Source organism: Paenibacillus sp. FSL W8-0194 (assembly GCF_037969745.1).
In the GTDB taxonomy this organism is placed as follows: Bacteria; Bacillota; Bacilli; order Paenibacillales; family Paenibacillaceae; genus Paenibacillus_AQ; species Paenibacillus_AQ cookii.
On record NZ_CP150205.1, the window covers coordinates 4,296,106 to 4,316,405 of the forward strand.

The window sequence follows — 20,300 nt, forward strand, 5'->3', positions numbered from 1 at the left end:
TTAAGTTAAACCTTTCGCATACCGCTTATTCTTTTACGCTTCCCACGTTCAGTCCGACCACAAAATATTTTTGCATAAACGGATAGACGAGCAAGATCGGCACGGAAGCCACGATCGTAACCGCTGCCCGGATCGACAACGGGGTCACCATCGAAACGGCCGCATCCTGCGTCATGCCGGCCCCGTTGGCCACGGCCGGGTTGCTGTTGGCATTCATGCTGGAAGACAGCAGCTTCATCAGCTCGTATTGCAGCGTGCTGAGCTCCTGCCGCGACGAGGTGAACAGGAAGGCGTCAAACCAGGAGTTCCACGCCCCTACGGCGACAAACAGCGCGATGGTGGCGAGCACGGGTTTGCATAGCGGAAAAATGATCCGCCAAAAAATTTTGAACTCCCCCGCTCCGTCGATTTTTGCCGACTCCACCAGGCTTTCGGGGATCGTGCCGATATACGTGCGGATCACGATCATATTAAACGCGCTGATCATCGACGGAAGGACGTAGACCCAAAACGTATTGATCAGATGCAAATCTTTCATCAGGAAGTATCCCGGAATCAAGCCGGCGTTAAAATACATCGTCAGCACGAATATAAGCGTGATCGGCTTGCGGAATACGTATTCCCGCCGGCTGAGCGTGTAGGCGAGCATCGTCGTCAAAAAGATGTTCAGCACGGTGGAAAGCACCGTCCTCGCCACGGAAATCAGGAAAGCGTTGTAGATCGTTCCCGACGCAAAAACGGCCTTGTAGTTTTGCAGCGTAAACTGCCGCGGCCACAAGTAAAGTCCGCCCCGAATCGTATCGTTGCCGGCATTAAACGAAACGACGATCGTGTTCAGGAAGGGATACAGCGTGACCACGACCAGCAAGATCATGAACACGGTGTTGAACGTATGAAAAAGAGTCGGCTCGATCCGGCTTTTCCCGCTCCGTTTATACGTCGCAGCAGCCGGCACCGGCCCCGGGGTGATGGTTTGGTTTCCCATGTCTATAACAGCCTCTCTTCCCCTAGTCGTTTGGCAATCCAGTTGGCGATCAGCAGCATCGTGACGCTGACGACGGTTTTGAATATGCCGCCGGCCGTCGCTAACGAATAGTTGCCTTGCGCTATCCCGTACTTCAGCACAAAGATGTCGATCGTTTCCGCCCAATCCACGACAAGCCCGTTGCCGAGCAGATACTGCACCTCAAATCCCGCTTCCAAGATATGGCCGATCGACATGATCAACAAAATGACGATGGTCGGCTTGATGCCCGGAAGCGTGACGTGGAACATTTTCTTGTAACGGCTGGCCCCGTCGATTTCGGCGGCTTCGTACAGCGCCGGATCGATGGAAGACATGGCGGCCAAATAAATGATCGTGTTCCAGCCGACTTCCTTCCAGACGTGGGAAGCGCCGACGACGCCCCAAAAATAATGGCCTTCGCTGAGCCACAGGATCGGCTCCTTAATCAAATGCAGCTTCATCAAAACGTCGTTGACGATGCCGTCCGAAGCCAAGGTTGTCGCCACGATGCCGGTGACGATGACCCAGGACAGGAAATGCGGCAAATAGGAAATGGTCTGTACCGTCCGTTTCCAGAACACTTTTTTGATTTCGTTCAGCAAAAGCGCCAAAACAATCGCCGTCACAAACCCCAATACCAGATTGATGACGCTCATGGCGAGCGTATTGCGAAGTACGCGCAAAAAATTGTCGTCCAGAAACAAAAACTTGAAATGCTTGAATCCTACCCATTTTTGATCCGCAAAATCGAGGGCCGGCTTGTAATTCTGGAAAGCCATCGTCCAACCCCAGATCGGCACGTAAGAAAACAAGATGATATACGCCAGCAAAGGGACCGACATCCAGATCAACTGCCGCTGGTTTTTGATCAAGGACCAGGTTATCGGCTGCCTTTTCCCTTTTTTCGGTTTGCGGACGACGGTTTTTTTCGTTAAGGTCTCTTCCATCATTTTTTCTCCCCACCGAGCCTTGGATTTAAGAAAGCGGAAGGCCGCATTGGCGCCTCCCGCCTCCAGCTAGCTTATGATGCCTTACTTCACCGACCAGTTCTCGATCCGCCATTGAAGAACTTCGTTGATCCGATCCTCGTAAGCTTTAATGTTCAGCTTGTGGATCTCGTTCGTATATTCCGTCCATACGCCGTCAAAATCGGCCGGGTTTGCCAAGATCGCTTTCGGCAAAAATTTGGTCGACAAGTCGTTTTGCTTCGTATTGACGATTTTGGCTTCGGAACCTTCCACCAGATCGACGCTCCATGCCGGATAATAGATCGGATTCTCCGGCGCCGGACTGAAGAAATCGACATAGCTGTTGAAGCCGTAGGCCTTCAGGAACTTTTTGTCGTATTCTTCGAGGCCTGCCTGGTACTCTTCCGGCTGCGCCGCGCCATCCGTTGCGTTGCCGTCGCTGAAGAAACCTTGCATTTTCGGGCTGAAGCTGTACAGCGTGTCCGCTTTGTTCGCCAGCTTCCAAGTGGCGTCCGTAAATTTGTCGCGCTGCTCCTGCGTTTTCATGAAACGGCCTTTTTCGTTCACGATGTAGTCCTCGCCTTCGATCCCCCAGGAGAGGATCTTCTGCCAGTCTTCCTGGATCAGGCGGTCCCACATCTTGATTATTTTCACCGGATCCTTGGCGTTCACGCTGATGCCGAAGCCGTTGTTCAGGTTCAGCGCCGGGCGGTCCAAATAATAATCCCTGGTGCTTTCGTCATACACGAGCGGAAGCCCTACGTACGTTCTTTCATGTTTTTTCTGCGTGATCAGGGCGTTTTCGGCGTTTTGGAAATTCCAATGTTGGTCGAACATGCCCAGTACCGTTCCGCTGGAAATTTTGGCGAGGTACTGATCGTAGTTCTGCGTGAACGTTTCTTTATCGATCAGCCCTTTGGCGTTAATTTCGTTCAGCTTTTGATAGTAACGTTTCGCATAGTCCTTGTCGGCGAAAATTTCCGCCTTGCCGTCGTTGACGACCACGCTGCCGTCGTTCGGATGGCCGATCAAATGCTGCGGCGCGTTGAACAAGCCCCAGTTTTTCCAGTCATAGTTCAAAATTTCGAAGCCGATCGTCGGCTTGCCGTCGATGTTCGGATGTTTTTCCTTATACTTGGCGATCAGGTCGAAATATTCGTCCAGCGTTTTGACCTTCGGATATCCGGCTTCCTCCAGCACCGCCTTCTGAATCCAGAACGCCGGCCCGGAATACCATGTCGAGCTCACTTCGCCGTTGTAGGCCCCGTAGTTGGGCAAAATGTAAATGTGCCCGTCGTTCGGATCCTTCATCATGTTCCAGTACTTCTCGTAATGTTTTTTCAAATTCGGAGCATGTTCTTCGATGAGGTCTTCCAGCGGAATGTATGCGCCTGCCGCCGTCAATTTCGTATTGCCCGTCATGATGTCCGGATAGTCGGAGCCGGCGATCATGACGCCGAGCTTCTGATTGAGGTCGCCGGCCAGAAATTCGAATTTGAAGGTTACGCCCAGCTCGTCCTTAATCTTTTTGTAAATTTTGTTGTCCGGCGTCGGCTGCTGGCCGGCTTCGCCGATGAACGCCGTAATTTCAAACGGTTCGGGTTTCCCCTCGCCGCTGCCTCCCGATGCCTCGCTTCCGGTCTTGGCGTCCCCGGTTGTCGCCGTCTTGTCGCTTCCTCCGCATCCCGCCAGAATGAAGCTGAACGACAGCAGCATAATCATGCCGAGCCGGATCACTGATTTTGACTTGCCCCCCATGTATAGCACCTCCGCTAAAATTTGTTACTTCAGGGATTGGAAGCCCTTACAAGCAACTTACTCTTATTGTAAAATCGCTTTCAAAACCGAACTATATCGCAATTAAAGCATTACCCCCAAAAAGTTTAGGTTTTGGTTTTGAATTCGTTGGGGCTCATGCCCATTCTTTTTTCGAAGTGCTTCAAAAATTGCCCGTAGTTGGCATAACCGACGCTTTCGGCGATTTCGCTGTTTTTCAGCTTGCCCTGCTTCAGGAGCGCAGCGGCTTCTTCGATCCGCAAATCGTGGATCAGCTCGTTGAAGCCGATCCCGTTCTTCCGAATCAAAAGCTGCCCCAAATACACCGGATGCAGAAAAAATACTTCGGACAGCTTGCGGATCGTCAAAGGCTCGCGAAAATGGGCGCGGATGTATTCATTGATCTCCTGGATAATGCCCTGCGACTTCTGCGCCTGTTCGCGGGCGAGAAGTTCGATCGTGCCGCGGCCGCAAGCAAGCAGGCTGTCCATCAAATCGTCGAGGTGAATGACGGCGTCCGACATTCCGAACGGCAGCGGACGGCAGGCTTCCAGGAGCCTTTCGGACTGCTCCGTCCCAAGCTCCTTCCAATAGTCCATCATTTGATACATCAGATGAATGACGAACTTTTTGACGATTTCGGGTTCGACGCACTCGTTGCGGAAACTTTGCCCCGCCGACGCCACCGCTTCGGCGAAACCGGGCGCATCCAGAACGTTCAGGGCCCCCGTCATCCGGTCGATGAGGCGCACCTGGTCGTAATGGTATCGGAAGGTTTGGTCCCTCACCGAATCGTACGTGCGGATCCGGCCGTAAGCGGTATCGTAGAAATTGAAAAGAACGGCCTCCTTGGCCGTCTTGCAGCACCGCCCCAGCTCCATCAGCGTGTCGGCCTCCATGCCTGTCGCCATAAACACCCGGGATGAAGCGCAGGCTTCCGACAGGCTTTCGAGAATCCGGAACGCTTCATCCTCCGCCCCCCGGAACGGCGCATAACCGTACACGATTCCGAAGCTGTGCGTATCGATATCGATCAGGTACATCGCTTCCCGCTCCCGCAGCAGGGCCGCAGCGGTTTCGCGCATCCGGGCATAAGCCGGCGGGTCGCATTGCACCAAGCAAAAATTCCACGCGGCCTTCGCGGCGGACAGACGTTGGAGCGCATCGAGATCGCTCGGGGACAGCGGCTCGTCCATCGCCGCTTTTTTGAGCAGGCATACCGTTTTTTCATGTGCGGCAATGAGGTTGATGCTCCGTTTTTCATGTTCCCTGCAAAGCTCGCGGTATACGGCCTCCAGTTCCTTTTCGGCATCCTCCTCTTCGATCGGCTTCAGCAAAAAATGGTTGATCCCGTACCGCATCGCCCGGCGGGCATATTCGAATTCGCTGTACCCGCTGACGATCACGAACATCACGCTGCGGTCCCCGTCCTTTTGCCATTCGCCGATCATCTCCAGTCCGTCCATGAGCGGCATATGGATGTCGGTCACGACCAAATCGGGCTTCAGCTCTTTGATTTTGTTCAAACCGTCGGCCCCGTTGCCGGAGGTTCCGCAAATCTCAAAGCCAAGCCGCTCCCAATCGATCCACAGCATCATGCCCTCCAAAGCTCCGGGTTCGTCATCGATCAACAGCACTTTGTAACGCATGTTCATCCCCCCCGGCAAGTTCGTCTCGTTGATTTAACAGTTTCATGGGAATATCGAATAAAACCTCCGTTCCTTCGTCCAACCGGCTTTGAATATCGAAGCGAACCAAATCGTTGTAATACAGCTCCAGCCGCCGGTAAACGTTGCGGATGCCGATGCTGTTGCCTGAAACGTTTTCGATTTGGATGGCTTTCATGATGTCATTCCGCTTTTCCGCGGACATCCCTTTGCCGTTGTCGGACACGGATACGTGCAGCCGGTCGCCTTCTATCGCGGCCCCGACCGTGATCAGCCCCTGCCCGTCCACGGCCTGAATGCCGTGTTTGCAGGCGTTTTCCACCAGCGGCTGGATGCTCATTTTGGGTATTTTGTAGTTCAAAACCCGTTCGTCGACATCAAAGCGGTATTCGAATTTATCCCTAAATCTAAACTTTTCGATTTTGAGGTACATTTCCGTGAACCGGATTTCTTCCTCCAGCGTCACCAGATCCTCCTTCCAGCTGAGCAGCCTGCGCAGCAGCTTGGACAAGCTTTTGATGATGTCCGTCACCTCGGAATATTCGTGTTTGGTGCATACGACAAGAATGGCGTTCAGCGTGTTGAACAGGAAATGGGGATTCATCTGGCTTTGGAGAACATTCAGCTCGGCCCTCACCTGTTCCATCTCCAGGCTTTTCTTTTGAATTTCAAGCTTGTACACGTTGTTGATCAACGAATTGATGCGCGACGTCATCATGTTGAAATTGCGGATCAGTTCCCCGATCTCGTCCTGGCCTTCGTCCATGCGGATCAGCTCGAACTTTTCGTTCGTCACTTTGTGCATATGCCTGGACAACCTTTTGACGCGGTAATTGTAAGAGCGGAGCATGATGTAGATGAAGACGGACGTAAACAGCGTAATGACGGCCGCCAGAAGCCCGACGGACCACTGCATGTCGCGCATCGCCTGGCTCACCCGCGTTCCCCGCGTAATGCCGATCAGCTTCCAGCCCTTGACGTATTTGGCCGTGCCGATCGAAACGACATGGATGTCCTTGTTTTTTTCGCTGTCCGACAGGTCGAAGACGGGGTAAGCGCCGCTGACCGCATTTTGGTAGCCGCTGTCCGCCGACATGATGATTTCGTCGTTTTCGTTGACCAGATACAGGTTCAAATAATCCCGTTCGCGGATGATCACGTCATAAATTTTCCGCAGGTCGATATCGATGCGCAACAGCTTTTCGAACCGGTCGTAATAGTCGTAATAGTCCATCCGCTCGATCACGCTCAGATAAGGGGCGATCACGGAGGAGTTGCTCGCCTCGGCTTCCCGGTAGGCCGCAACCAGGACCGAATCCTTCGAACGCTCCCACAGCTTGTACCATTCGCTGTTTTTGACCTGCTGATCGATGATCTGGTAATTTCCGCCCTTCACGATCGTCGGATTATCCGTGTATATGCCGATCCGCAGGATTTGGTTGTTGACCGGAATGTAGCTGCTGACCCGGTTGCGAAGCTGCTCGTCGAACGTTTCGTAAAAATCGAGCGGATTCGCGTATGTCCGGTCCAGCATCTCGTAAAGCGCTTTGTCCGTGTTCAAGGCATGGCTGACGGCCACGCCCCCGTCTACGAAATCGTGGATGTCCTTCCGGGCCCGCTCGAGCGACACTTCGAGGTTCTGCTCCTCCCGCTGCTTGATCAGCTCGGACATCCGGTCCATAAAAACGAGATGAATGACGGCGATCGGCAGCAAAACGCCGAGCAAATAGATCAAAATAAACTTGAGGTTGATCGGAATATCGTTCACGATTTTTCGGAACCTGATTTTTTTCCCTAACATGCCTGCACCATCCCGCTATTGATCCGCCTGGCGGTTTTCCCATTGTCCCTTGTAAACCGAAGGCAGCATTCCCGTGTAGCTTTTAAACTTGCTGATAAAATAATCCGTGTTCGGATACCCGACTTTTAACGCCACGTCGGAAATTTTGGCCTGCGTCCGTTTCAGCAGTTTTTTGGCCTCTTCGATCCTTTTTTCGTTCACGTATTCGTTAAAGGATTTGCCCGTCGTTTTTTTGAACAATTGCCCCAAATACGTCGCGTTCATGTGGAACTGCCGGGATAAATCCTGCAGCTGCAGCTTGGCGTGAAATTCCCGGTCCACGTATTGGATGACATGGAAAATCGTATTGTTTTCGTTTTGTTTGGCAAGCAGCAAGAGAAGGGCGCCGGCTTCCGCGCAAAGGCATCCTACATACGCTTTTAGGGCCGGGTAATCCTTGATGTCGCCAAGGCTGCCATGCCGCTCGCGGATCCGGGCCATCAGCGGGCCGGGGGTTCCGTTCATCTCCGAAATTCGCCTGCAAAGCGTCAGCTCCAGATCCGCGATGCGGGTTTTGGCCCATTCGATGTCCGAAAGTCCCGATGCAAACGACGCTACCAGATCGTGAACCTGGCCCTCCACCGCTTCCGAAAAGCCCGCGCAGACGGATTCGGCCAGCCGCTTGATTTTTTCATCGTGATCCGCGCGCTGTTCCGGCGTTTTTCTGCAGCAGCCGTAAAAAAACAGCCCTTCCTTGCCCTGGCAGCGTTTGGATTTGCTGACCTCCAGCGCCTGCAAATACAGGGAGCGGATGGAGCGTACGCCGGGCAGCGGATCGCTGAACGAGATAATGACCGGCCGGATCAAGCTCCCGGTCAAATCCCGATATAACGCAAGCCCGATCTCCTCAAGACGATCCGCAGAATATTCTTCCGTCGGCACGATAACGCCGACCCTCCCCGCATTGTCCTGAAAAGACCGGTCAACCCCGCCGGGAAAAAGAAGCTGCAGCCGCTCCCGCAAATCCGCCGATCCGATGTCCGTCTCCACCAGCAAACACCGCAGTTCCGCATCGGTTTTCACATGCAACGCCCGCGCGGCCTGCTGCTCCAGACCTTCATCCGCTTCGCCCTGGATCAGCCTGTTCACAAGATTGTTCAGAAACAATGAATGCATGCGGTTTTCCGTACGCTGCGCGGCGGACTCGGCTTGGATCGATGCCCCGACCCGCTGCAAAATCGCTTCGAACTCCTCCTCGTCGATCGGCTTCAGCACATATTCGGCCACCTTCTGTTTCATGGCGGAAAGGGCATAACCAAAATCGTCGTAACCGCTCAAGATGATGAATTTCGGAGGCCGCTCCATGGTCCTCTTGGATTGCTCCACAAGCTCCAGCCCGTTTAACGCCGGCATATGAATATCCGTCACGACGAGTTCGGGGCGGAGCCGATGGATCAGGTTCAGCGCTTCGGCCCCGCTCAGCGCCTCTCCGCATACCTGAAATCCGAACTTCCCCCAATGGACCATCGTGCGCAGCCCTTCCAGAACCCACGGCTCGTCGTCGACCAACAGCACGTTCATCATTTGCATTCCCTCCCCCGTGTTTTGCGGATTTACGAGCAGCCTCCATATCCGGATGCGGCCTCGCCAAATCCTTCATGACGTTAAAGCGCTTAGTCCTTATGCTACCAAACTTGCTTGGGTCCTGAAAATACCAATCGAAGCAGCGCAGGCAGCCCCGATCTTCCGGAGCTGCCGCAGGTGCCGATTTCGAATAAAAAACGCTTCCATTTCCAATTATAAAAAACCTTTCATCGAAACGCCGATCAAAACTAAAGGTGTTACCTTAAATATTTTAGGTTTTCATGCAAAAAAAAGCTGTCCTGCATGCCTTTGTGACCCGGCGGCTGCAGGACAGCATCATTCAAAATTGTTTGGCGTACAACTGGGCATACACGCCGCCCCGGGCGATCAGTTCGTCATGGGTCCCCTCTTCCGCGAGGCCATCCTCCGTCAGAACCAAAATCCGCTGGGCTCCCCGGATGGTGGAAAGACGGTGGGCGATCACGATCGTCGTCCGGCCTTCGGCCAGCGATTCCAGCGACCGTTTGACGATGTCTTCGCTTTCGTTGTCGAGCGCGCTCGTCGCTTCGTCCATGATGACGATCGGCGGATTCTTCAAAAACACGCGGGCGATGCTCAGCCGCTGTTTTTGTCCGCCCGACAGCTTGACGCCGCGCTGCCCGATCTCCGAGCGGTATCCCTGCGGCAGGCCCATGATAAACTCATGCGCATTGGCCTTGACGGCTGCCGCGATGATCTCCTCGTCCGTGGCCGCCGGATTTCCGTACCGGAGGTTCTCCATGACCGTACCGGCAAACAAATAGACGTCCTGCTGCACGATGCCGATGTTTTTCCTGAGCGATTCCAGTTCGAGATCGCGGACGTCGGTTCCATCCAGCCGCACTTCGCCTGCGGTGGCGTCGTAAAAACGCGGGATCAGCGAGCATAACGTCGTTTTTCCCGCCCCGGAAGGACCGACCAGCGCAACGTACTCCCCCGGGCGGATCCGCAGCGACAAATCGTTGAGCACATGCGTCTTGCGGTCTTCGTAATGGAACGACACCCGCCTGAATTCGATGTCCCCGTTCACGCGTGCAAGCACGGCCGCATCCGGCTTGCTGGCGATGCTTGGCTTCAACTTCATGATTTCCATGAAACGCTGAAAGCCGGTGACTCCTTCCTGAAGCTGCGTGCTCATATGCGTCATCCGTTGAATGGGTTCGATCATGTAACCGATATAGAGCAAAAACGTGATCAAATCCGCCAAATCCAGCTTATGGCGAACGATTTGGGCGCTCCCGAAAATGACGACCGTTATCGTGATCAGCTGAAGCAGCATCTCGAAGCTGTTGTAAAAAAGCGCTTCGGCCCGGTACGTTTGTTTCCGGCTCTCGAGAAACCGGGAGTTCTCGCGCTCGAATTTTTCGATTTCCATCCGCTCGCCCGCAAACGACTGGACGACGCGGATGCCCGATAAACTATCTTCCGCTTGGGCGTTGACGTCCGCGATCCGCTCCTTGTTTCCGGCCAACGCCTTGTTCAGCTTTTTGTTGAAATAAAGGGCGAAAAAAACGAGGATCGGGAAAAAGCACAACACCGCCAGCGTTAACGGCGCGTCAATAAAAAACAAAATGGCAAGCGCTCCGAAAAAGCGGGAGAGCGAGCGGACGTAATCCTCGGGCCCGTGATGATAAAGCTCGGAAAGCAACAGCAGGTCGTTCGTGAGGCGCGACATCAGCCTTCCCGTTTTTTCTTTGTCGTAAAAATCGAAAGAAAGCTTCTGCATGTGGGCAAACAACTCGCTGCGCATGTCGCTTTCCATGCGCGCCCCTACCTCGTGCCCCTTGTAATCCACGAAGTAGCTTCCAAGGTTCTGAACCGCCGCCAAAACAAGCATCAGCCCGCCGATCCAGTAGACCTTTCCCAGAGCTTGGGACAAATCCTCCTCCAGCACATGTTTCGTGATATAACGCACGAGCAGCGGAAACGCCAGCGTGACGGCGGAGACGAACAAGGCGCAGGCCAGCACGGACAGGAACAGCCTCCGATAAGGCTTGTAATAAGAAAAAAACTTTTTGATCGGAAAACGCATAGGGTACCCCTTTATACGGTTTTTTGGACGCGCATGCAAGGGGGTTGCCGTTTACAAGTTAAGCGACAGTTCCACCCTCATATGCTTGGAGCGTTGCAACCGTCGTTTTTTTCATGCCGATCTCCTCCCTACGTTGTGGTTGGTTTCATTATATTCGAAATCAAGGCTCAGGCATCCGGTAGCAGATGGTTAAATTCGTTTTTTACCGCCCAGCGATGCGCGCTTGGCGAAAATGCAAAAGGCGCTGCGGACATCTTCAAAAGATGCCGGCGGCGCCTTCGGTCTTAACGGCCGGTTGATCTGCTACACATGCCTTAATTTATCCGGATTGCCGATGCTGTAGATCGTTTCGATCCGATTTTCGCGATACGCGAACGAAAAAACGTATTGCCCCACGTCCGTCACCCGGACCCGGATCCCCGGCATGCCATTGACGAAAAGAAAGGAAAACTCGGATTTCCCTTCGTACATCGCAAGCAGATTTTGGATAAACAAGATAACCCGCTCCATTCCAACGACCGGAATGCGCGCCGCCCTTGCTTTGCCGCCGCCGTCGGAATAAAAAACGACGTTTTCGCTGAGAAGCTCCAGCAGTTTGCCGGTATTCCCCTGCATCAGGGAGCTTATGAACGATTTGATCCGCTCCTCCGCCACGTGCACCGCAGGAACCGAATCGGGATCGAAATGGATGCCGGCTTTGGCCCGGCGGTAAATCTGGCGGCAGTTCGCGCCGCTTTTTCCGACCATATCCGCGATTTCCTCATACGAATAATGGAAAATTTCCCGCAGCAGGAAGACGGCCCGTTCAACCGCGTTCAACTGCTGCAAAAGCAAAAGATACGCCATGGAAATCGTCTCCTTTTGCATGTAGACGGCAGAGGGCTCTTCTTCGGCGGCCGCACGGCCGACCAACGGTTCCGGTAGCCAAGGCCCCACGTAAAGCTCCCGCTTTCTGGCCGACGAACGCAGCAGGTCCAGGCAGCGATTGGTTGCGATTTTGTACAAAAAGGCCCTCTCATTGCGGATGGCGCCGGGATCCGGCAGCTGGTCGTACGCTAGAAACGCTTCCTGCACGATGTCCTCCGCATCCATGACGCTGCCCAGCATCCGGTAAGCCAACGAAAACAGCTCGTTTTTATACAATCGATACAGCGCTTCGGTACTCATCTTCAGGCATTCCCTCCGTTCCCGTCCGGGCCAAAATATGCCGCACGGCCCGTTTGGCGCTTGCCGTCGCGGCATCGACCAACTGTTCGCCATGCGACGCCCAATCTCCTGCCACATACAACCCCGCGATTTCGGGCACGGCCGGACCCGGGTTCTCCTTGCGCTTGATATGCATAAAATCATGGCACACCGTCATTTTCGGAAGATATTGTTTGGCTGCCAACTCGTTCCGCCAGCCCGGCTGCACCAAGTCGAGCGTCTGTTCAAGCTCAATCAAATCCCGCTTGGCATCCGTGTCCGTTCCTTGGTATTTCATCAGCGAAATCACTTGGGCTCCGTCATCGCTTAAGCAGGCCGCGCGCGATTGATTGCTTAAAAAGACGGTTTGATCGATGCCGTACACGAATTGCTGCTTCGGTTTGGGCAGGCGCCGCAAAGCCACGTCCAGACAGGCGGCCGTAACCGGAATCGCTTGTTCCTTCCACGTACGGAGCGCGGTTCGTTCGGCCTGCGGGACCAGGCGATACGCCTCTTCGGGCGGAGCCGCGATGATGATGCTGCCGGCGACGATTTTCGTCCCGTTGTCGCACAGGACATGCTGGACGGCGCCTTGATCATGTCCGATCGCAACCGCTTTGCTGCCCGTCAGGCAGGCAACGCCCAAGCGGGAGGCCAATTGTCTTAATTCCTCCACGGTTTCTCCCCAGCCCCGATCCAGATAAAGCACGCCTTTCAAAGCGTTTTTGAGCTGCCTGAGCGCCGGACCCGCGGCTTGCAGATCGGGTGCGGCCACATAACTTGCCGTGCGCAGCAGGGAATAAAAAATGTGCCGGACCATCGGGTCTTTGATCTGGCCTTCGATCCATTCGCGGAGGCTGATCCCGTCATAAAGGCGGGCGTCCAGCTTGCCGAATTTCGCGAGCCAGGCGGCGAGCTCCATTTTCCCTTTCCAGGAAACCAGCGGGGTGGCCAACAACGAGGCGGCGTTCGTCGGCAGCGTCTTCAGCGTCCCTTTCCAAATTCCGTAGGCGTCAACCGACGGCTGATTCCCTTGCAGGCTTAGTCCCAGCTCCCGAAACGTCTCCCAAGCGTCTCCATGGTACAGCGCATGCCCGCCCAAATTGAAGTACGCTCCGTTTTTCTTGTTGGTGATCGCCCGACCGCCCAACCGCTCCTGCTTTTCGATGAGCACCGTTTGTTTGCCTGCTTTTGCCGCATAGACGGCCGCCGTCAAACCCGCGATCCCACCGCCTACAATCGCCACGTCCGCTTTTTTCATTCCAAATCCTCTCCTTCCGTTTGGTTACCCGTATGACGGGGAAGGGGAGCGAAACGTGACAAAAATAAATATTTTTTTTCGCCGGCAGGATTTGAAATCGCTGCGGATCGCCGCAGCCTTCCGGGAATCGGGGCTCCGACCGGCCGGCCGCATGCCGCAAAAAACGGGATTCAAGGTTGAATCCCGTTTTCCCCGCTCCATGTATCATGCAGGCCTTCACTCCGCGTCCGCCGTCCCCCACAATCCCCCGCCCGGCAAAGGGCAGCTGCGGGCCTTCAGCTTGGCCGCCACGGGAATGATGCAGCCGCAGACCGAGCAGCTGATGCCGTCCTGAAGTTTCGGGCAGGAGCGGCAGATGGCGAGCCTCTGTTGATAAACCTCCTCCGGCACGCAATGCTCGGACGAAAACATCGGATGGGACAACACGCGTTGGATATACTCGTCATTCACCTGATATTCGGGGCCGCATCCTTTGCATGCGCCGCGATTGGCGGTTTGCATCGCCCGTTTGCCCCTACGCCAGCTCGATGACCGTCACGGATTTCGACGGCAGCTCCAGCTCAAGGCGAGAACCTTCGAGCTTAAAGGCATGGAACGGCTGAGGCGCGATCCGCTCCGGCTGATCGAACGTGTTATGCGCATCGAGAACGTCCGAGGTGAGCGTCGAGCCCGAAATCGCGGGCGTAGACGTCTGCAAGCCGCGCAGGTCTATGCTGACGGACGACGACGACGCATGGTTCAGGTTGCACAAGCTGATATGGATGCGCCCGTTGGCATCCCGGGAGGCCGACGCCGACACCTCCGGAATTTCCCGGCCGAAGGCGCTGTATGTACCGGACGACAGATTCAAGTCCAGCAGTTCCGCATCCTGATGCACCTTGTACATATCGAAGACATGGTAGGTAGGCGTCAGCACCATTTTTTCGCCTTCCGTCAAAATGACGGCTTGCAGCACGTTGACGGTCTGGGCGATGTTGGCCATGCGGACCCGGTCGCTATGCCTGTTGAAAATGTTCAGCGTCAGCCCGGCGACTAGCGCATCCCGCAGCGAATTTTGCTGGTACAAAAACCCGGGATTCGTGCCGGGCTCCACATCGAACCAGGTGCCCCATTCGTCCACGATCAACCCGACGCGTTTTTCGGGATCGTATTTGTCCATGATGGCGCTGTGTCTCGTGACCAGCTCTTCCATGTGCAGCGCCTTTTCCATCGTGACGAACCATTCCTGCTCGTTAAAGCCGGTAGCCGCCCCCTTATGCGCCCAATCCCCGGGAACCGTGTAATAATGCAGCGTGATCGAGTCCATGAAGCGGGCCGCCTCGCGCATCAAGACGTCCATCCAATTGTAGTCGCCGGCATTCGGGCCGCAGGCGATCCGGTGAATCCGGTTGTCCCCGTAGTTCCGGACGTACGTCTGGTAACGGCGGTACAAATCCGCATAATATTCCGGACGCATATTGCCGCCGCAGCCCCAATTTTCGTTGCCGACGCCGAAATAAGCGACCGACCAAGGCTCTTGGCGCCCGTTTTCGGCCCGCAGCGCCGACATCGGGGATTCCCCGCCGAAGGTCAGGTATTCCACCCATTCCGCCATTTCCTGGACGGTACCGCTTCCAACGTTTCCGTTGATGTAAGGCTCGCAGCCCAACTGGGCGCATAATTCCATAAACTCATGGGTGCCGAAATGGTTGTTTTCCACGACGCCGCCCCAATGGGTATTGATCATCCGCTTGCGGTTTTCCCGCTTCCCGATGCCGTCCTTCCAATGGTATTCGTCCGCAAAACATCCGCCCGGCCAGCGAAGCACGGGGATTCGGATCCGTTTCAACGCTTCGACCACGTCGTTTCGAATGCCGTTCGTGTTCGGAATCGGCGAATCTTCGCCTACCCAGATTCCTTCATAGATGCATCTGCCCAGATGCTCGGAAAAATGACCGTAAATATTTTTGTTGATCTGTCCTTTGGCAATGTCCGCGTTCAGTACGCCGTTTTGGGCCATCTAGTTCTCCTCCCGTTTTTTCAATAAATTGGATGTATTCAAAGTATAGGAGCTTGATTTCCCCCGGACAATGAATTAAACTGCCCATTAACTGACCTATCGTGCTTGATCGTGAGGAGGAAAGGACATGATTCGCGTCATCAATTGCGGTTACAATTACATCCATCGGGATGGGGTTAGGATCGACCGTCCTGCCGGGGCGGGCAACTATGCTTTCGTATTTTTCCGGAGCCATGCGGAAGTCACCGTCGGGGGCAGGCGCCTGTCCGCGGCCAGAAACTCTTATGTGCTGTTCCGGCCGTCCACCCCTCACGCGTACCGCCACGTCGAAAAGCCGTTCGTCAACGATTGGTTCCATTGTGAGGGTGCAGAAATGGAAGCGCTTTTAGAAGGACTGGGATTTACCTGCGACGAACCGGTGAAAGCGGCATTTCCGGCTTCCCTGACCAGGAGCATCATGGAGCTTCAGCACGTGAACCGGCTTGGCGGCCCGCTCCGGGACGGCATCGTGGACCTGGATCTCCGCAGCCTGCTCCTGAAGCTGAGCAATTGGCAGCAGCTGCCGCCCTTGCCCGAAAAAACCGAAAGGCATTACCGTCAGCTCCTGGAAATCCGCAACGAACTGTACAGCTCCCCGCAAACGGCGTATTCGGTCGGCCAGCTGGCCGCCAGAGTCAACCTCAGTAAATCCTATTTCCAGCATGTCTACAAAGAGCTGTTCGGATGCTCGGTTTCCGCCGACATGATCAACGGACGGCTGGAACATGCCAAATATTTGCTCGATAACAGCTCCCTTTCGATCGCGGCCATTGCCAAAATGTGCGGCTACGAAAACGACACCCATTTTATGCGGCAGTTCAAAAAGTTCGTCGGTGAGACGCCCAGCGGCTACAAAAAACGCTCATGACGCTTCCTTATTCGTAAAAAAGCAGGCGGTTGGCATACGCGTTGCGGTAATCGGTCGGCGTCAGCCCCGTGATTTTCTTGAAGCTTTTCATAAACTGCTGGCTGTCCGGATATCCGAGCTGGGCCGCAATTTCGCTAATGTTTCGGTTCGTGTCGGTCAACAGCGATTTGGCCGCCTCCATTTTTTCCTGCAGCATATATTGCTTCAGCGAAATCCCGGCGATGCCGGAGAACAGCGTGGACAAGTATTTCGCATTGTATCCGAAGTCCTCTGCAAGCCGGGCGACTTTCAGGTTTCCGTGCCGATGCCATTTGATGTAATCGACGATGTCATTGTAAAGCTGCCGCTGCTTTAGCCGATGCCCGGCCTGGTTCCGGACGTAAAACAGCTGGTTGAACAACTCGCAGAGGATCGTCGTAGCCATGTAGCTGCCAAGCGTTTGTTCCCTGTAAGTCCGCATCGAGTCCTGCAGCTGCTTCATCAGCACGATCAGCTTGTCGGGACTGCGCAGCGCGCCCGTAGCCGGCACGACGATCATGCCCTGCTCGTATCCGTACTCCTCAAGATCCTTCAATCGCTCATGGCCGCCCGCCGCCGTAAAGTGAAGCCAATAAAAGCTGCAGTCCGACTTTTGGTACCCGTATTGGCGCGTCCCCGGAGGCATCAGCAGGAAATCCCCTTCCTTCAGCTCGTAACGCTCCCCATCGGCGGCGATGTACAAGCTTCCCCGGGTTTGGACAAACAGCTCGAAATCCATCAACGTCCGGTCCATATGCATCCATTCCGATGACGGCGCGACGAATTTGCCCGCCATGTTCAGCGTCAGCGGCATATCCACCTTAAATCGATAATAGTCCATATCCATCCCGAACCTTTCAAACTTTTTAACACTTCATTAAAAACAGGATAGCAGATTCACCCCTTATAAACTATGGATTGCCGCGAAAAAATCTCCCCGCCCGTCTAACATCGCATCCAAGAACGAACCTTTTGACACCAATTCGAACCTTCCGCCATTTACGGCGAATTCGCGCTTGGACTAAGCTTGTCGTAGTCTAATATGAAAGGATGGCTGCGCAAAACATGGCGACTACGAATACGCTGCCCCGAAACGAGGCGTTGCTGGATTTTTCCCTCGACCAAGTGGTCTTGACAAACGAAGATTACGTAAACGCGTTCGAAAAAGAAATCGATTATTTGAAAAGATTCGAAGCGGACCGCCTGCTTGCAGGCTTCCGCGAAACCGCCGGGCTTGCGCCGAAAGCGGCCAAATATCCCGGTTGGGAGGACACGGAGATCCGCGGCCATACGATGGGCCACTATTTGACCGCATGCGCCCAAGCCTATGCTTGCAACAAAGACCGGGAGCTGCGCGACCGGCTTGAATATATCGTGTCGGAGATGGCGGAATGCCAGCGTCAGGACGGGTATGTCTCGGCTTTTCCCGACGTGTTGTTCGACAACGTGGAGAACAGGAAACCCGCCTGGGTTCCCTGGTATACGATGCACAAAATCATCGCCGGACTGATTGCTGTATATGAAGCCACCCGCCTGCAAAAGGCTTATGACGTTGTGAACAAACTGGGCGGCTGGGTTGCGGACCGGACTTCAAAATGGACGCCGGAAATGCAAGCCACCGTACTCCAGGTCGAATACGGCGGCATGAACGACTGCCTGTATGACCTATACCGCTTGACCGGAAACCCGAGGCATCTGGAGGCGGCCCACAGTTTTGACGAAATCGGGCTGTTCGAGGCCATCCGCGAGGGCAAAGACGTTCTGCAGGGCAAACATGCCAATACGACGATCCCGAAATTCATCGGGGCGCTGAAACGGTATCTGACGCTGGGCGAAAGCGAAGCCGCTTATCTCGAAGCCGCTGCCAAATTTTGGGACGTCGTGGTGCATCACCACAGCTACGTGACGGGCGGCAACAGCGAATCCGAGCATTTCGGGCAGCCGGACGTGCTGAACGGCAAACGCTCCGACATTACGTGCGAAACATGCAACAGCTACAATATGCTCAAATTGACCCGCGAACTGTTCAAACTGACCGGGGACGTCAAATATGCCGATTTTTACGAGAGAAACCATCTTAACTCCATTCTTTCGTCCCAACACCCCGAGACGGGCATGACGATGTATTTCCAGCCGATGGCGACCGGCTATTTCAAGGTGTACGGCTCCCCGTTCGAGCATTTTTGGTGCTGCACGGGGACCGGCATGGAAAATTTCACGAAATTGAACGACAGCATCTATTTTCACCGCGGCAATCACCTATTCGTCAATCAATATGTCAGCTCTGAGCTGGATTGGGCGGAGCAGGGAATCCGGATCATCCAAACGTCCGGGCTGCCGAAGACCGACCGGGTCGAGCTGCGGGTAAACACCGGAGGCAAGCACACCCATGCGGCCATTGCTTTCCGCGTGCCTTATTGGGCCGCCGGCGGCTTGGACATTTCCGTTAACGGGGAGACGGCGGCGGCCGAGGTCAAAGGACGTTATGCGATCATTGCCCGGGAGTGGAACGACCACGATACGATCCGGGTGCGGATTCCGATGCAGGTCGTTTATGCCGGCCTGCCCGACGCGCCGCATGTTGTCGCCTTTCAATATGGCCCCGTCGTGCTCAGCGCCGCTCTCGGCACCGAAGACATGACCGAGTCCCGGACCGGCGTCATCGTCAGCATCCCGACCAAACGGATGCCGGTCAAGGATTATTTGATTCCGCAGGGCATGAGCGCCAAAGAGTGGCTTGAACGGCTGGACGAACATTTGATCCGCCAAGGGGATGAGCTCGCTTTTGCGCTCCATAACACGGACGAAGACGGACGCTTGCTTTTCACCCCCCACTACAAGCAGCACCGGGAGCGGTACGGGATCTACTGGAGCATCCTCGAAGCGGATTCGGAGGAACTGCGGGACCATCTGGAGCGCAGCCGGCGGGAGCAGCTGATCAAAGAGGCCACCGTCGACGGCGTGCAGGTTGGAAACGACCAGTATGAGCTCCAGCACGGCATCCGGGGTGAACGGACGCATGCCGGAACCTGGGAAGGGTTAAACGGAAGAAGGGCCGAGGCCGGCGGCTGGTTCAGCTATGACATGGGCGTGCTGCGGGGCCAACCAAACGCGCTGCATGTGACGTTCTGCAAGCTTCACCGCGGCGGAAGCATGGAAATCTGGGCGGATGGTCGGCTGCTGTTTACCGAGCCGTTTGAGGGGCGGCCGCAGCGGGCTTTTTATGAAAAAACCTTCGATCTGCCGGCCGAGCTGACGTCGGACCGGGACACCGTGAACGTCAAGTTTGTCCCTCAAGGCGCGATGAACGGCATTTACGGCATGCTCCGGACGATTAAGGCTTGATTTTCACGGGGCTGCAAGTTTAATTCCATCGAAGCGGGGATTGGCAAACAAATAAAAGCGGCTTGCTCCTAAGGAGTGAGCCGCTTTTTCGCGTTTGCTATTATCGATATATGGCCCTTAATCAGGAAATCGACGTTATTTGTATCTGCCCGAAAGCCGGTTCCTTTGTTATCATTTATATAGTTGGTGATATTTTCCTCTCGGAGTGCTTCCTTTTACACCATTCGCAGATAGATTATAAAGCCTCCTTCGTTGGATTCTATATCGGCCTCGAGGGAAGCAGCAAACGTCGAAAACAATTAGTGTTCGGGAGGTCGGAAAATGAACGTCATTCTGTGGATACTCGGTTTGATCGCCGCGGTCGCAATCATTTTCGTGGCGGCGGTGGGAACTTACGCGGTGCTGAAGGGAAAAGCCAACGAATTGAACACCAGGCGGGACGTGAACGGCAACCTGATCCTGCTCGATACGCCCAGCATGCGCACCGGTGCCGCCTCCGCGTACGACCAGACGATCGAGATGGAGAAGCGGGGACACGTGAACTCCGACGGCGTGAGCTGGAACGACCGCTGGCTGGGTACGATCCGATCGATCCGAAAAAATACCGAGAACCCCGAGTGGTACGTCCAATATATCATTGAGCAGCGGCGCAAGGCCGGGCTTCCCGAACTTGAGGGGGTCGATGAAGCCTGGCCGTAAGGCAGGTTTGCGGCTATCGGCGCTTCGCTCCCCG

At 54.9% G+C, this 20,300-nt stretch carries 15 protein-coding genes; 3 read left to right on the plus strand and 12 right to left on the minus strand.

Features of this window, described 5'->3' with window-relative positions; all coding sequences use genetic code 11:
- Positions 1-25 precede the first annotated feature (25 nt).
- From MKY58_RS19565 to MKY58_RS19615, 11 genes are all read right to left on the minus strand, one after another.
- Positions 26-985 carry a carbohydrate ABC transporter permease gene (locus MKY58_RS19565; protein ID WP_339321708.1) on the minus strand — a complete coding sequence of 320 codons (960 nt, stop codon included), beginning with the start codon at positions 983-985 and terminating at the stop codon, positions 26-28.
- A gap of 2 nt (positions 986-987) precedes the next feature.
- Positions 988-1,953 carry an ABC transporter permease subunit gene (locus MKY58_RS19570; protein WP_339321709.1) on the minus strand — a complete coding sequence of 322 codons (966 nt, stop codon included), beginning with the start codon at positions 1,951-1,953 and terminating at the stop codon, positions 988-990.
- 84 nt (positions 1,954-2,037) lie between these two features.
- Entirely contained in the window at positions 2,038-3,732 is a 1,695-nt protein-coding gene (locus MKY58_RS19575; protein WP_339321710.1) for an ABC transporter substrate-binding protein, read from the minus strand.
- A gap of 125 nt (positions 3,733-3,857) precedes the next feature.
- Entirely contained in the window at positions 3,858-5,399 is a 1,542-nt protein-coding gene (locus tag MKY58_RS19580) for a response regulator (RefSeq protein WP_339321711.1), read from the minus strand.
- Positions 5,371-7,218 (minus strand): sensor histidine kinase, encoded by a 1,848-nt coding sequence (locus MKY58_RS19585; protein ID WP_339321712.1) that lies wholly within the window; start codon positions 7,216-7,218, stop codon positions 5,371-5,373. The genes MKY58_RS19580 and MKY58_RS19585 overlap by 29 nt, the downstream gene beginning before the upstream one ends.
- A 15-nt stretch (positions 7,219-7,233) precedes the next feature.
- A complete protein-coding gene (locus tag MKY58_RS19590) occupies positions 7,234-8,781 on the minus strand; it encodes a helix-turn-helix domain-containing protein (RefSeq protein WP_339321713.1) in 1,548 nt (515 codons plus the stop codon).
- 340 nt (positions 8,782-9,121) lie between these two features.
- Entirely contained in the window at positions 9,122-10,852 is a 1,731-nt protein-coding gene (locus tag MKY58_RS19595; protein WP_339321714.1) for an ABC transporter ATP-binding protein, read from the minus strand.
- Positions 10,853-11,155: 303 nt separating this feature from the next.
- Complete coding sequence (sigJ, locus tag MKY58_RS19600) at positions 11,156-12,019, minus strand: RNA polymerase sigma factor SigJ (RefSeq protein ID WP_339321715.1); 864 nt, start codon at positions 12,017-12,019, stop codon at positions 11,156-11,158.
- On the minus strand, positions 11,988-13,298 hold the full coding sequence (locus MKY58_RS19605) for an FAD-dependent oxidoreductase (RefSeq protein WP_339321716.1): 1,311 nt from the start codon (positions 13,296-13,298) through the stop codon (positions 11,988-11,990). Before MKY58_RS19605 ends, sigJ begins: the two co-directional genes overlap by 32 nt.
- Before the next feature lie 216 nt (positions 13,299-13,514).
- Positions 13,515-13,799, minus strand: coding sequence for a DUF6171 family protein (locus tag MKY58_RS19610; protein WP_339321717.1), 285 nt, complete (start codon positions 13,797-13,799; stop codon positions 13,515-13,517).
- 13 nt (positions 13,800-13,812) lie between these two features.
- Positions 13,813-15,297: an alpha-N-arabinofuranosidase gene (locus MKY58_RS19615; protein WP_339321718.1), complete on the minus strand. Its 1,485-nt coding sequence runs from the start codon at positions 15,295-15,297 to the stop codon at positions 13,813-13,815.
- Between the two features lie 127 nt (positions 15,298-15,424).
- Between MKY58_RS19615 and MKY58_RS19620 the strand changes: the two genes are divergently transcribed.
- A complete protein-coding gene (locus MKY58_RS19620; RefSeq protein WP_339321719.1) occupies positions 15,425-16,204 on the plus strand; it encodes an AraC family transcriptional regulator in 780 nt (259 codons plus the stop codon).
- Between the two features lie 7 nt (positions 16,205-16,211).
- On the opposite strand, the gene MKY58_RS19625 is transcribed toward MKY58_RS19620, so the two are convergent.
- Entirely contained in the window at positions 16,212-17,063 is an 852-nt protein-coding gene (locus MKY58_RS19625) for an AraC family transcriptional regulator (RefSeq protein WP_339321720.1), read from the minus strand.
- A gap of 224 nt (positions 17,064-17,287) precedes the next feature.
- Between MKY58_RS19625 and MKY58_RS19630 the strand changes: the two genes are divergently transcribed.
- Positions 17,288-19,567: a beta-L-arabinofuranosidase domain-containing protein gene (locus tag MKY58_RS19630; protein WP_339321721.1), complete on the plus strand. Its 2,280-nt coding sequence runs from the start codon at positions 17,288-17,290 to the stop codon at positions 19,565-19,567.
- 321 nt (positions 19,568-19,888) lie between these two features.
- Positions 19,889-20,266: a hypothetical protein gene (locus MKY58_RS19635; RefSeq protein ID WP_339321722.1), complete on the plus strand. Its 378-nt coding sequence runs from the start codon at positions 19,889-19,891 to the stop codon at positions 20,264-20,266.
- Positions 20,267-20,300 lie beyond the last annotated feature (34 nt).